Here is a 14,782-nt window from a genome sequence, read left to right as displayed (position 1 = left end):
TAATGAAAAACTTCATGTATGCAGCAGGAATTCTCATATCCGGACTGTGTTTTTCGCAAGAAGCTTCTTCCGGGATTAAAGCTTCCTTTTTCGACGGAATCGCAGTAGCCGGATATGTAGATCATGGTGCTTTCGTCAACTTTACAGGGCCCAACGTAAGCCTCACCCACAAAAACATTAAATTTATTCTGGGAATGCTTCCCTCATTGAGGATTAAAGAAGACCGCTCTTCAGGAACCAGAAATAGTCCTATTACTCCTACTTTAGGAGCCGGTCTTACTACAGTTTATAAAAAGATTGCGCTGCAGATTCCGGTCTATTATAATTCCAAAACTGCAGATCAGAATGGAAAATGGAAAATAGGAATTGGTATAGGCTATTCTTTCAGATAGCTTTTATTACATTTTTTAGAACATTCATTACATTTTAAAAACCAGGGTATTTTAATATAAGTTTATTCTTATCAACTTTGCATCAAAATAAAGGAATCATGAATTTGGGGAAATATAAAAATATTATTTTTTACATCAGTACAATTGCATTTTTTTCATGCCTGATGTACTGGTTTTTTGTGGAAGGAAAAACACTGGAAATTGGGGAAAATATTGCGCTTCCTAAAACTACAGGTTCTACCATGTGGGAAAATTTTGCCGATTCATTCTTAACAAACCTCCATCATCCTCTGGCGCTTCTTCTCGCACAGATTGTTACGATTATCCTTGTCGCCAAGCTATTCGGATGGATTTGTATAAAACTAAAACAGCCATCAGTAATTGGCGAAATGATCGCAGGTATTGTTCTTGGGCCTTCCCTTTTCGGATTATACTTTCCTGAACTTTCTGCCTTTATCTTTCCAAAAGAGTCATTAGGAAATTTGCAGTTTTTAAGCCAGATAGGTCTCATTCTCTTCATGTATATTGTAGGGATGGAACTTGACCTGAGTGTTTTGAGAAAAAAAGCTCACGATGCTGTAGTCATCAGCCATGCCAGTATTATTTTTCCTTTTGCGCTGGGAGTCGGTTTATCCTATTTTATTTATAAGGAATTTGCTCCTGAGGGCATTCAATTCAGTTCATTTGCCTTATTTATTGCTATTGCCATGAGTATTACCGCTTTTCCTGTTCTGGCAAGAATTGTACAGGAAAGAAATCTTCACAAAACAAAAATAGGAACAGTTGTTATTACCTGTGCAGCAGCAGATGATATTACGGCATGGTGTATTTTAGCCGCTGTAATCGCTGTTGTGAAAGCCGGATCATTTTCGGGATCATTGTTTGTGATCATCATGGCTATCTTGTATGTTTTTATCATGATCAAAGCAGTGAGACCATTCCTGAACAGAATTGCAGAATCACAAAAAGGAAAAGGCTTTATCAGTAAATCATTGGTAGCAATCTTTTTCTGGTTCTGATTATCTCGTCATATGCAACAGAAGTTATCGGAATTCATGCCCTTTTTGGAGCCTTTATGGCCGGGGCTATCATGCCTGAGAATATAAAATTCAGAAACCTTTTTATCGAAAAAGTAGAAGATGTTGCGCTGGTTTTACTACTCCCGCTTTTCTTTGTATTTACCGGATTAAGAACGCAGATCGGATTGCTGAATGATATCCATCTATGGAAAATAGGAGGCCTGATCATTCTTACTGCTGTTACCGGAAAGTTTGTGGGAAGCGCCCTTACCGCCAGATTTCTGAAAATCAGCTGGAAAGACAGTCTCACGATCGGTGCGCTGATGAATACCAGAGGTCTTACCGAACTTATCGTACTGAATATCGGCTATGATCTTGGAGTTTTAGGTCCTGAATTGTTTGCTATGCTTGTCATCATGGCTTTATTTACCACTTTTATGACCGGACCGTGCCTTGATCTGATCAATTACCTTTTTAAAGGAAAAAAATCAATGATTGAAGAAGAGCAGGAAGATGATCATGATTCCAAATACAGAGTTCTGTTATCATTTGAAACAGCAAAATCAGGAAGCAAACTTTTAAGACTGGCAGACAACTTCACTCATAAGATGAATGGCAATAAAAGTGTGACCGCAATGAATATTGTTCCGGTTGACGAACTTCATGCCTTCGATATCGAAAATTTTGAAAAAGAACAGTTTAAAAATGTAATTGAAACTTCCCAGGAACTTAAACTTGCAGTGACGACGTTGTTCAAGGCATCTACGGATGTAGAAAGTGATCTGACCAATATTACCAATAAAGGAAACTATGATCTTCTGCTGATCATGCTCGGAAAATCGATGTACGAAGGCAGTTTATTGGGAAGATTATTAGGGTTTACCACAAAAATAATTAATCCTGAAAAATTATTAAATACCGTAAAAGGAAAAGGAAATATTTTCAACACATCTCCTTTTGATGACCTCACCCTCCAGGTATTGGATAAAACAACCATTCCTGTCGGTATCCTGGTTGATAAAGAATTCAATACTGCAGACAAAATATTTGTCCCGATCTTTAACCTCAGTGATTTTTACCTGCTTGAATATGCGAAAAGGCTTATCAATAATAACAATTCTCAGGTTATCATTCTTGATGCAGCAGGACAGATCCGCAACAATATCGAAGTAAAAGAGCTGATCCGAAGCATTGAACAGGTAGCACCCAATCACATCACTTTATATAACGAAAAGAAAATTGAGAAAGAATTCCTGAATTCACAGGACCTGATGCTGATCAGCAGCAAAAGCTGGAAAAACCTGATTGACACAAAGAGTCTTTGGCTATCTGACATCCCTTCTACATTAATCATTTCAAACCCGTAAACAGTTCCGATCGGTCTTACTATTTCTGCAATTTTTGATGATCCCAATTATCAATTATGCCCCATGAAATAAAGACCATATCAAGTCGACAGTATTTCAAGTAAATGCTGTCGATTTTTGTTTTCAATAAGAATTCTGGGAGAGATTTTCTTTTGTCAGAAATACGATAACGGAGTTTGCGTACTATGTTTATATGGAAGGTTGTAAGGAAAATTCAAAATATGCTTCAAGACTTACATGCTGCTATGGCGACCTGGGAATCGCCTGTGTTCTGTATACAATAAGGGAACTGATCACTGGTAAAAATTTGGTCCGGCTCGTTCCTGATCCGGTAAAATAACCATTAAAAGTTCAAATCCAACAATTATATTCCTGACAATTATATTTCTAACAATTCACAAAAATTCATAATTTTACACAAAAATAAACACCCATATAAATAAAACACTAACGATTAATAAAAAACACAATGTGCCGATACGCCATGACGATCTATAAACGTCACTATGCCTGTTTCAATTGCCGGAAAACATTCAAACGCCGCGTCTTAAAAGATGTGGACCGGGATGCCCGGATCTCTGTAGAAGCCAAATGTCCCGAATGCGGAAATTTGATGGCCAGTATGGGGCTGGATTTTGAATCTCCTCCAAAAAACGATGATAAAAAATGGGCACACATCAAAGATTTATATACTGTCGGAATAACGTTCCATTCCTGCGGATGCTCAGGGCCGGGATATATTCCTCAGGACAGAAAGGCCATTATTGCTTACCTGGAAAAAATCCGTTCAGAATACATGCATGCCCTTGTTTTCTGGAGATACCGTGTTGAGCCCGAAAATAAAAAGGAACGCGAACTGGAGTATCAGAAAAACGGTTCTCAGTTGCGGACAGTCAGTAATAATGCTTTTAAGCAAACGGTAACCAATCAGGAAGGAATAAATTACTGGCTAAATAAAATCAAAGAGGTAGAAGAAAGACTTGCCAGCATTAAAGCTTCTTGATGTGAGGGTAAAAAAAAATATTTTTGCATCGATTATTTTTCCTGTGAAAGTTTTAAAAGTCTCTGAAAGTCTTCGGAGATTTTTTGTTCTTTCTTCTGTGTATGATCATTCCCAAAGGAAGCCACGGTATCCTTATTGTTGACCGTATATATCAGATTTCCTTTTTCAAAATAACTCCTGATTTCCATGATATCTGATTTATTAAGGTCAAATGCTTCAGTATCACCGTTTTCTTTCATAGCTTTCAGATCGTAAAACAAAGGACGATTGTAGGTATACTCTTTTTCAAAAACAAAAGATAAACGTCCGTTCAAAAGATAATATTCTATAAGCTTCCGGCCCATTTCCCCGTAATGTCTGGCAATCACTTTTTCCAATCGTTTATTTTTATAGTAAAATGCCGCTTCTCCTCCTTCTGTCGACTCGCCTTCAATATTTTTCTTCGTGATTGCAGTCCACTGTCTGATAGAATTGATTCTTTTATAACCGGATTGAATAGGCTTAAGACGTTCTTTCAGGTATTCATTGGATTTCGGGACTTCTCCGTTGACAACAGTTTTCATTTTCAATGTATCCTTTCTTGCGGAAATACCAATTGATTGATCAGAAAATCCTTTTGCAAACGCAGTGTTACCGGCAATGAATAAAATAAAAGAAAAATATAAAAACCTGTTTTTCATCACTTGGTATTTCTGTAAAATATTTGTTTAAAATTATCAAAAAAAATGATAAAAGAATACCCATTAATAATGACTGTGTAATTTTTGTAAGTTTACGTTAAAAGACGTATCTATGTCTTAACCATAGCTTCGCTAATTATAAATGATAAAAAAACAAATGACTACCCGATTCTTGCTCTTATTTATTGTTCTGGGGCTGATCTCCTGTAAAAAAAGCAATAATCCAATGGAAACCCAGATCAATCCTTTTCAGGATACCATTTCTCTCAATGATTCCATCATCAGCGTAAGAAATTATAGGCTCAAAACATTAATAACAAAAAAATGGACCTATGATACTTATTCGGATTCCAGTGACAGCATGTTTGAATATTTTACCTTAGACCTGAAAAATGAAAAAGATTCTGTAATAGGACGCTACTGTGCAAAAGCTGATAAAGGAAAAATACTGGACTGCAGCAACACCGGGTATAATATTCATGGACGAATCGTCAATGGAAAAATCATCGCTGAATTTTACAGTTTTTTAGGATCAAAAGAGAATAAAGGGATGGCAGAGCTTCAGCTGATTAATTCGAATTATTTAGAATGGAAGATCATCAAAGCTCCCAAACCGCCCTATCATTTTCCAAAAAATATATTATTATTTGCCGGCAATACGTCAAAGCACTGTAATTATCCGGGAGGACCGAGAAGAAGAAATTAACCGATGATTTTTTAAAACAATGTACAGAGGGGAAAAATTCAAACCTGTTCACTTATTAAATTACAAATTTTCATTAAAATTTCTCCGGATTCAAAAATATTTTATAACTTCGCCTTGTGAATTTTAACAACGGAACATATTATTATAGAATTTTTACCTCAGATCTGGGATAGGGATTCTTATGAACATAATTTAAAACCTCGTCCTGGACGAGGTTTTTTTATTTTAAACAAATTGTAAAGATGAAAATAAGTATTATAGGAGTTGGACTAATCGGAGGTTCAATGGCATTAAAATTAAGAGAAAAAGGAATCGCCAGTTTTATCTACGGAATCGATTACAACAAACAACATATCACCGATGCTCTTGATCTGAAAATCATTGACGCAGAGGCAAACCTTGAGGAAGGCATTAAAAATGCCGATCTGATTATCATAGCTGTTCCGGTAGATGCCGCCAGAAAATTACTACCTGAAGTTCTTAATTTGATTTCCGGCCATCAGACTGTTATGGATGCGGGTTCTACTAAAGCGGGAATCGTTGGTGCTGTCAGAAACCATCCAAATCGTTCAAGATTTGTGGCCTTTCACCCGATGTGGGGAACGGAAAACTCAGGTCCGAAGTCTGCCATTGCGGAAAGCTTTTCAGGTAAAGCCGGGGTAATCTGTAATCAGGAAGAATCTGCAGACGACGCACTGAAAACTGTGAAAGATGTTGTAAATGCCTTAGATATGCATATGATCTATATGAATGCTGAGGATCACGACATTCATACAGCTTATATATCACATATTTCCCACATCACATCATATGCGCTTGCCAATACTGTGTTGGAGAAAGAACGTGAAGAGGAGACTATCTTTCAGCTTGCGAGTTCAGGTTTTTCCAGTACGGTACGTCTTGCCAAATCTCATCCTGAAATGTGGGTTCCCATTTTCAAACAAAACAAAGAAAATGTGCTTGATGTACTGAACGAGCACATCACTCAACTCAGAAAGTTCAAGTCTGCCCTGGAAAAAGAAAACTATGAATACCTGGAAGAATTGATCACCAACGCCAACAAAATAAGAGGAATCCTGGATAAATAACCGGGATTTTCTCTTAGAATTTCGTATCAAAACCCGGACTAATTCAATTCTGTCTTTTCTTCTTTTGTCAAACTTATATATTCACTTGGCGTAATACCTTCCATTTGTTTGAAAACTCTGTTAAAAGTAGCCTGATTGGAAAACCCGGCCTCGGTATAAATGTGCATCAATGTCACTTTCTGCAGGTCACTTTCACCGATAAGCATTTTCACATGGCGAATTCTGTATGCATTCAGGTAATGATTAAAGTTCGTATACCCCAGATAGCGGATAATCTTCGAAATGTAAGTGTAATTTACATGAAAGCGGCTGCTTAAACCGGCAATATTCAGATTCGGGTTTTTAAACAGCATCTCGGTTTCCATAACGTGAGTGAGTTTATCTACTATTTCTTCATCAATATTTTCCTTCTCACCTGCCTTTTCTGAAACCTTTATTTTCTTCCGTTCTTCTTTGTCTGCCGATATCTTTAGAGCCTGAATATCCGATAAAAAAGCCAATCTGTTAAGCTTTTTGTTGTAAACAAGCAAACCGGCAATGACAAGAAGGTTATAACAAAAAAGAAGAATATCTGTAATCATAATTTTATCTGCAGGAAATCTTTCAAATGTAAATCCTGAATATTTATGAACCAGAAAACAAGCAATGACAATGAGCAGTAAATAGAATGAATAAGCCATAGCCTCTTTCTTTGAAAAAAAAATATAAGCAGCAAGTGGCAGGGGAAGCAACATTACAAAACTCCCCACCGAAGTTCCCCAAAATGCAACCAAAATATAAGATATATATAACGGGCCAATGATCATATAGATATGCATAATTTTATTGGCATTATATTTTTTTCTTATTAATAAATAGGTATAAGATAAAATCAACAGCGCCATACTAAAATACAATACCAGAAAAGAACCGGACATAAAAAATTGATAAATGAAAATATTCAGCAATAAAAAGCAACAGGTAAGAATTACGTATTGATGTATAAAGTGATGTTTAAGGTCTTCCATTTTTAGCTATAATTTTTTTTCATCAACCGACAAGCAATTCATTTCCAATCATTTTTTTTAAATAACATATTCATTATCAATAATTTAATAAATATAAGTGCATTTTGAAAATCAATTTATTACAAGGGAATCTGTTTTATAAATATAGATAATTTTGGAAAATAAATATCAGACACAAATGAATCGTTATAGCTTTCGGATGAATTTTTCTAACAGGTGATAAGAAAATATTCCAAGCAAACAATAACACAATTCTTACAGATAAAAATACTTAAATTATACATGATTCTGATTCTGCAATAGCCTAAAAACTATGGAACTCCGGCAATAAAAAAGTCCCCGGATCCTGTATCCGGGGACTTTTTTATTACGTTTTTATCTTTAACACTCCGGTACGTTTACCGCAATAGCTAATCCGCCTTCTGAAGTTTCTTTGAAGCGATCACTCATCGATTGTGCGGTTTCCCACATCGTCTGAATGACCTCATCTAATGTTACTTTTGCTTTGGTCGGGTCACTTTCAAGAGCAATATTAGCGGCCGTAATTGCTTTCATAGCACCCATTGTATTTCTTTCAATACAAGGAATCTGCACAAGTCCTTTGATAGGATCACATGTTAATCCAAGATGATGTTCCATTGCAATTTCTGCAGCCATCATCACCTGTCCTACGCTTCCTCCCAGGATTTCTGTAAGTCCTGCCGCCGCCATGGCTGATGACACCCCGATTTCTGCCTGGCAACCTCCCATTGCCGCAGATATTGTTGCATTTTTCTTAAACAATGTACCTATTTCACCGGCCACAAGAAGGAATCTTACAATATCCTCTTCGCTTGTAAATGGTGTAAATGCCTGTGAATACATTAATACAGCCGGGATTACTCCACTAGCACCATTGGTAGGCGCGGTAATGATTCTTCCGAAGCTTGCATTCTCTTCGTTTACTGCCAGTGCAAAGCAGGCAATCCATTTATTGATATTGGTAAAATTCTCTTCCGCATCTACTACCAGCTGGAACCATTCGTCAATATTTTTATAAATTTTATCCCCTAAAAGCTTTCTGTTTATTCCGGCAGCTCTTCGGGAAACATTTAAGCCTCCGGGAAGAATACCTTCCTTATTAACTCCTTTATAAATACATTCTTTGATCTGCTGCCAGATATAAAGGGCTTCCTGTTTTGTTTCTTCCTGGGTTCTCCAGCTTTCTTCATTTATTAAAATTAAATCCGAAATTTTATCAAATCCCAGTTTCTGGCAATATTTTGTAAGGTCTGAGCCATGGTGACACGGGTACAATGTACGGACACAATGTTTTTCAATGGAGTTCTTTTCCTGGCTTGCAATAAAACCTCCTCCCACAGAATAAAAATCCTGAACAAGCTCAGTACCATCTTCAAAAACAGCTCTGAAGATCATTCCGTTGGGGTGAAAATCAAGTGATTTCTGCATGTTTAAGATCAAATGATGCCCGTAAACAAAAGGGATCAGCTTCTCACCACCTAAGTTAATGGTTTGAGTATTTTTTATGTGGTCAATTTTCTCATCAATTTTTGAAGTATCGATTGTTTTAAAATCTTCTCCATTTAAACCCAGCATTCCTGCTATATCAGTACCATGTCCGATCCCCGTTTTTGCCAGTGAGCCGAAAAACTCAAGAAAAACCTCTTTCACTTCTTCGATTGATCTTTCTCTTTTAATAATTCTGATAAATGCAGATGCAGCATTCCACGGCCCCATCGTATGCGAACTGGACGGGCCTATCCCTACTTTAATAATCTCAAAAACCGATATTGATTCCATAAATGATTCGTCATTTTCCTCTAAAGCAAAGATACATGATAAATCTTAATAAAATCCAGGATTTCACGGAGGTTTAATGATAATATAAAAATAGAGAAAATCAAGTCAGGCTCTCTTCGTGCTGGGAGAGATCAAGCCCTTTATTTTCAGCTTCTTCCGATACCCGTAATGTAATAATGGAATCTGTAACCTTATACAATACCAGCGACCCGAAAAATGTAAATACAGAAACAAGAACCAACGCTGCCATATGGTGAAGAAAAACATCAATTCCTCCATGCAAAAGACTTGCGTTTTCCCCGTGGGCAAAGACCGCTGTCAGGATCATCCCCATAATTCCTCCTACGCCGTGACAGGCAAAAACATCCAGCGTATCATCTATTTTTTTTAAAGCTTTCCAGTTGACCATTATATTGGAAACAATAGCCGTAATAAACCCTATGAAAAGACTTTCCTGGATACTGACAAAACCACATCCGGGAGTAATGGCCACCAATCCAACCACTGCTCCGATGCAGGCACCCAAAGCCGAGACACTTCTTCCATTGATTCTATCAAAAAAATCCAGGTCATCATCGCGGAAGCTGAAGCAATAGTCGTCGTTCCAAATGCCGTTGCTGCAGAAGCAGAAGCACTCAAGGCAGATCCTGCATTAAATCCAAACCAGCCGAACCACAACATGCCTGTTCCTAAGAGTACATACGAAATATTGGAAGGCTCATGATGCGGATTCTTTCTGTTTCCAACCACAAGAGCTCCTGCAAGAGCCGCAAAACCGGCACTCATATGCACCACTGTTCCTCCGGCGAAATCTTTGACACCAAAATAGGTATTCAGAAGGCCTTCCGAATGCCATACCATATGGCATAGCGGAGTATAAATAAAAAGACTGAAAAGTACAATAAATAAAAGGTAGGATATAAAACGAACCCTTTCAGCAAAAGATCCGGTAATAATGGCAGGAGTAATCACTGCAAATTTCATCTGAAACAGGGCAAATAAGATAAAAGGAATGGTGGAGGCCATCGCTTTATGGGGAAGATTTCCTACTCCAGTAAAAAAGAGATAGGTTAATGGATTTCCTATAACTCCATAGTGCTTTCCGTTAAAAGTAAATCCTAATGATTCTCCAAAAGAAAGAGAAAAGCCCACGACTATCCAGACTATGGAAATAACTCCCAGAGCAATAAAGCTCTGCAGCATAGTAGAAATGACATTTTTCTTACCTACCATTCCTCCGTAAAAAAAAGATAGTCCCGGAGTCATGAGAAGCACCAGCCCGGCGGCGGCAAGAATCCATGCTACATCTGCACCTACAATTTTATCTTCGGAAAGAAAATCTGCGGTATTGACGACAGGTATTTCCGGATTCCAAAATAATCCTCCCACTGCCACAAGAGCAATAAGAGAGAATGAAACGATCCATTTTAAACCAATTTTCATGATAATTCATATTTAACCCTATCAAATTTAAATATAAATCTCATAAAAAAAGTGTTTTTTAACACAACACCCCCATTAAAATAATATTCAAAGAATAATATTACACAAAAACTTCATTCAGGATTTTAGAAACTTCTTTGTATTTGGTGGCAGGAAAAAGATGAGTTCCTCCTTTGATAACATAATCAGGTTTTGAATACCTTATTGGAAAAACAATATCCTTATCTCCCAATATCTGTACAACGTTTGGGGTTTCTTCAAATTTCCATTCGGCAACCTTCTCCACAGACCATTTCAGATAATAAGGGTCTCTCACTCTAAAATACTGAAGAAGTCTGGGATTTTTAGGATCAAAAAGCTTTCTTACCACCGCATATGCATGGGCTGCTCTTTCGTTAAAAAGCCCTACAGGTAATATTCTTGGAATTTTTGTGATCTCTCCGGTTTTTATAAATCTTGATTTTTCTTTATCTGATTTTATACTACCTAAAATAACGACTTTTTCAGCAGGTTTAAGGCGGTTTATTTCCTGTACTATAATTCCTCCGAAAGAATAGCCCAAAAGATAGAACGGCTCAGAATCATCTACTTTTTCAGCCATCCGCTCCACATAGGCATGAAAAGACTCATTTTTTTCGGGAATGAGCCAGTCTATAAAAATCAATTCACAGTGCTTGGGAAACTCTATTCTTTCCAGAACCTTAAAGTCTGCGCCAAGGCCACTTACCATATAAATTTTCATAGGACTAATTTATAAAAAATACTGTAATGAAAACAGATCCGAGCGGATAGAATTTGTAGTACAGGAATTTCTACTTTAGTTTTAGCTACAGCTTTCAATAAAAAATGAGCAGTTTAAAAAAAACTGCTCATTTTATCTCAATATCGTATTTAATCTATTTCTTTTTTACAGGGATTCTGTTTTCATTATCCAGTTTTTCGGTAGATACTTTAAACTGAATATCCATTTCGTTCTTGATGAAATAATCTTTCAATGACGACTGGTAGAATACTTTAAAATCTCTCCTGTTCAGGGAGAATTTGGCAGATTCAATTACTACGGTAAACTGTGTAACATATACATTCGCAGGGAAGGAAATTGTCTTTCTTACTCCTTTTAGGGTAAGATCTCCATATACGGTAGAATTAAACTCACTGTTTGCTAACGGTATAATTTTGGTCAAATGGAATTTGGCAATCGGGAATTTCTTTACTTCAAAGAAGTTTGTACTCTTCAGATCATTGGTAAGCTTGATCTGATCTTCATCAGAAACATCGCCCGCCATCATACTTCTCATATCTATTACAAACTCTCCATCTACCAAAACAGTGTGGTCAAAATTAAATTTTCCACTTTTTAATTTTACGGTTCCCGAGTGAGATGAAGCTTCAGTTTTTACCACTTTATATCCCCACCATCTGATCTCTGACGAGGTCACTTTAGACACTTTATCAAATTTCTTTTGGGCAGAAACAAATGATATACTTGCGCACACCAAAGCAAACAATAGTAATCTTTTCATTCTTTTTTATTTACAATTCAACAAAAATAAAAAAAAGTGTAGAACTTCTACACTTTTAACAATATTTTTTGATTAATTTATTGAGCAGTTACCTTTACTACCATATCTATATCATCTTTCACAAAAACATCCTGCATTGTAGATTTGTATGCTACATCAAATTTCTGTCTGTCGAAAGAGAATTTGTTGGATACTAAACTCACTACTCCTTTGCTGTAAGCAATTTTAGCAGGGAAAGTAACCGGATTTGTTTTTCCTTTCACGGTAAGATTTCCTGTTACTAAAGAGTTGTAGATCTTATCGTTGTTTTTCTTTACTCCTGTAATTTTGAAAGTGGCTGTAGGGTGTTTTTCCACTTCAAAGAAGTCACCATTCTTAAGATGGCCGTTTAATTTCTGCTGATATTCACCTGTAAGGTCAGTAGCGTTGATGGAAGTCATATCAAGAACAAAGCTTCCTCCTACCAATTGGTTTCCTTTCATCACCATATCTCCTGATTTCACTTTAATCGTTCCATCATGAGAGCTTGCCTCAGATTTTGCAACTTTGTATCCCCACCAGTGAATATCAGAAGCTACCACTTTTTTTGATTGTCCGAAAGCTAAACCACCGGCTAATACTGCCAGTAAAAATATTTTTTTCATTGAATAGATTTGTTTATTTAACAAAGCAAAGGTAGCCATCTTATTTGATAGATGACATTGATGTATATCAAGAAAATTGATTATTTTTATGAATAATATCATCTCATAAAAAACTCCGGAAATAATCCGGAGTTTGTATTTTAATTTTGATAATAAGCTGTATAAAGGGCAATTCCTTTTATAGCTGTATGATTTTGCTTGACCAGATAAATCGGAATGTTTTTCAACATCTCTTCCATTTTATCGCTGATCTTAAACTTTTCATAGAACTTGGCTTTATCCATATATTCTCTCAGCATCTGAGGAATATCTCCGGCGATGAGTAAACCACCTGTCGCTTTTAACTTTAACGTCAAGTTGTTTGCTTCCCTTGCTAAAAACTCCAGGAACGTATCTAAAGCAATTCTACAGATCATTACATTTTCTTCAACAGCTGCTTTATAAAGTTCGTCTACAAAGTTACCGCTGGCAAGACGCTCACCCAGCCATTCAGGCTCAGGATGTCTTTTCACATCTCTTAAAAATCTGTAGATATTAAATAAACCGGATTTAGATAATACATTTTCCCAGCTTACAATTCCGTAGATATTATTTAAGAACTGATAAAACTCAACTTCTACGTTGGTTCTTGGTGAAAACTCAGAATGTCCGCCTTCTGTGGCAAATGGTCTCAGGTATTTCCCGTCAAAGAAATATCCGGCTTCTCCCAGTCCGTTTCCTGGAGCAAGGATCGCTACATTGCCTTTTTCGAGATGACCGCTTGTATAGATCGCATCAAGATCGTCGTCTTCAAGAAGAGCCATTCCGTATGCGGAAGCTTCAAGGTCGTTCAGCATATCTGCTTTTTCAAACCCGAAATCTCTTTTATAGACTTCGATATCCAAATGCCAGCCTAATCGTGGAGGAGTACTCTTGCCGTCAAATACCGGCCCCGGTACAGCCATTCCCAAACGTTTTACGTTTTCAAGCTGGTTATCCTGAATAAACTTCTTTAAAATATCAGCAAAAGAAGTATATTCTTTGGTTACATACGTATTTTGTTTTTTTATCTCAAGACCTCCGTCACCGGAAACAAAATAGCCTAAGATTGTTATATCTTCACGGAGGCTTGCCCCAATGATAGAAACGTTATCATTATTACTGTTCTCTACTCCTGGTAAATAAAGTGGAAATTTTGGATTCAGAATCATAACCTCAAATTTTACCAAATATAATAATTATCCTTTAGAGATAAAAAAAACCTTTTCACAAAAGTGAAAAGGTTTGGTTAATAATTGTTTATATTAAATCTAACTACTTTCCTAATGGAATATTATAACCGAAGCCTACTCCGATATTCCCCACATTATAGTCCTGACCCGGAAGATCTCCTTTAGTTCCTACAAAAACCTTTTGGTATTGTACGAAGAAGTTCCAGTCTCTGTTGTGGTATCCGATTTCCGGCTTAAGGTAGAAACCTCCGCTAGCTCTTTCTACATTGGTATTGGAAGCTACTGTTTTATCTCCTACCAGAAAACCATATCCTAAGTCTGTTCCGAAATAGAAACCGGTTTGTTTTGGATAAATTCTGATCAAAGCAGCTACAGGAACTACTCCTACGTCATTATTTTTATAACCGTTATTTTCTTTTCCAAAATAGTGAGAATATCCTGTTGCGATACCCAATCCGAATCCTGGAGTGATCAGGTTCTGGTAAGCCACATCTACTCCTACTGCAGCAGAAAGGTTATCTGAAGGAACTGCTAAACCAACATTTGCGCCAACTTTAAGCATATTGTTCATTTGTGCACTTTGAGCGCTTGCTAAACCTGCTGTTAAAATTCCAGCCAGCAATATTGCTTGTTTAAACATTTTCATAACTCTAATTTTTAAATTTTACTAAACTGGTAAGATGTAAAAATCGTGCCAAGCACCGTGGTATTTTCGATTTTAACACTCAATAAAACCATAAAACAATGAATTTCAACAGGTTAATTTTAACAAATTTTAAATGTTTGTTTAACAAAATTATCAAAAACTTATATTAAAAAGTGAATTAAGTCTAAAAATGCAAAGTAAAATCCGGATACGATTTGTCAAAATACACCCTATCAGTTATTTATCCCGTCTA

At 36.6% G+C, this 14,782-nt stretch carries 12 protein-coding genes and 2 pseudogenes; 5 read left to right on the top strand and 9 right to left on the bottom strand.

Going from position 1 to position 14,782, the window contains the following annotated elements; genetic code table 11:
* Nucleotides 1-2 precede the first annotated feature (2 nt).
* From H3Z85_14240 to H3Z85_14230, 3 genes and pseudogenes are all read left to right on the top strand, one after another.
* Nucleotides 3-392 (top strand): hypothetical protein, encoded by a 390-nt coding sequence (locus H3Z85_14240; GenBank protein ID QPQ50601.1) that lies wholly within the window; start codon nucleotides 3-5, stop codon nucleotides 390-392.
* 104 nt (nucleotides 393-496) lie between these two features.
* Nucleotides 497-2,778: pseudogene (locus H3Z85_14235) on the top strand (cation:proton antiporter).
* A 469-nt stretch (nucleotides 2,779-3,247) separates the two neighbouring features.
* Nucleotides 3,248-3,781 (top strand): hypothetical protein, encoded by a 534-nt coding sequence (locus H3Z85_14230; GenBank protein QPQ50600.1) that lies wholly within the window; start codon nucleotides 3,248-3,250, stop codon nucleotides 3,779-3,781.
* Nucleotides 3,782-3,813: 32 nt separating this feature from the next.
* Here the strand turns inward: H3Z85_14230 and H3Z85_14225 are convergent, their stop codons facing one another.
* Nucleotides 3,814-4,461 (bottom strand): hypothetical protein, encoded by a 648-nt coding sequence (locus H3Z85_14225; GenBank protein ID QPQ50599.1) that lies wholly within the window; start codon nucleotides 4,459-4,461, stop codon nucleotides 3,814-3,816.
* Nucleotides 4,462-4,618: 157 nt separating this feature from the next.
* Here H3Z85_14225 and H3Z85_14220 point away from each other — a divergent pair, with 157 nt between their 5' ends.
* Both H3Z85_14220 and H3Z85_14215 read left to right on the top strand, forming a co-directional pair.
* Entirely contained in the window at nucleotides 4,619-5,167 is a 549-nt protein-coding gene (locus H3Z85_14220; protein QPQ50598.1) for a hypothetical protein, read from the top strand.
* A gap of 242 nt (nucleotides 5,168-5,409) precedes the next feature.
* Nucleotides 5,410-6,255, top strand: coding sequence for a prephenate dehydrogenase (locus H3Z85_14215; protein ID QPQ50597.1), 846 nt, complete (start codon nucleotides 5,410-5,412; stop codon nucleotides 6,253-6,255).
* 38 nt (nucleotides 6,256-6,293) lie between these two features.
* Here H3Z85_14215 and H3Z85_14210 read toward each other — a convergent pair whose 3' ends face one another.
* From H3Z85_14210 to H3Z85_14175, 8 genes and pseudogenes are all read right to left on the bottom strand, one after another.
* Nucleotides 6,294-7,262, bottom strand: a complete 969-nt coding sequence (locus H3Z85_14210) for a helix-turn-helix transcriptional regulator (protein ID QPQ50596.1) — start codon at nucleotides 7,260-7,262, stop codon at nucleotides 6,294-6,296.
* 381 nt (nucleotides 7,263-7,643) lie between these two features.
* On the bottom strand, nucleotides 7,644-9,062 hold the full coding sequence (locus H3Z85_14205) for an L-serine ammonia-lyase (protein ID QPQ50595.1): 1,419 nt from the start codon (nucleotides 9,060-9,062) through the stop codon (nucleotides 7,644-7,646).
* A gap of 100 nt (nucleotides 9,063-9,162) precedes the next feature.
* Nucleotides 9,163-10,505, bottom strand: a pseudogene (locus tag H3Z85_14200) (ammonium transporter).
* 100 nt (nucleotides 10,506-10,605) lie between these two features.
* Nucleotides 10,606-11,247, bottom strand: coding sequence for an alpha/beta hydrolase (locus H3Z85_14195; GenBank protein ID QPQ50594.1), 642 nt, complete (start codon nucleotides 11,245-11,247; stop codon nucleotides 10,606-10,608).
* Nucleotides 11,248-11,401: 154 nt separating this feature from the next.
* A complete protein-coding gene (locus tag H3Z85_14190; protein QPQ50593.1) occupies nucleotides 11,402-12,028 on the bottom strand; it encodes a YceI family protein in 627 nt (208 codons plus the stop codon).
* A 77-nt stretch (nucleotides 12,029-12,105) separates the two neighbouring features.
* The gene (locus H3Z85_14185; GenBank protein ID QPQ50592.1) at nucleotides 12,106-12,672 is read right to left on the bottom strand and encodes a YceI family protein; all 567 of its coding nucleotides are present in this window, start codon (nucleotides 12,670-12,672) and stop codon (nucleotides 12,106-12,108) included.
* 140 nt (nucleotides 12,673-12,812) lie between these two features.
* Entirely contained in the window at nucleotides 12,813-13,862 is a 1,050-nt protein-coding gene (locus H3Z85_14180) for a glucokinase (protein ID QPQ50591.1), read from the bottom strand.
* Nucleotides 13,863-13,965: 103 nt separating this feature from the next.
* Nucleotides 13,966-14,529 carry a hypothetical protein gene (locus H3Z85_14175; GenBank protein ID QPQ50590.1) on the bottom strand — a complete coding sequence of 188 codons (564 nt, stop codon included), beginning with the start codon at nucleotides 14,527-14,529 and terminating at the stop codon, nucleotides 13,966-13,968.
* Nucleotides 14,530-14,782: the final 253 nt, after the last annotated feature.

Source organism: Chryseobacterium indologenes (genome assembly GCA_016025055.1).
Taxonomy (GTDB): domain Bacteria; phylum Bacteroidota; class Bacteroidia; order Flavobacteriales; family Weeksellaceae; genus Chryseobacterium; species Chryseobacterium indologenes.
The sequence above is the reverse complement of the archived record's forward strand: the minus strand, read 5'-3'. Positions and strand labels throughout refer to the sequence as shown.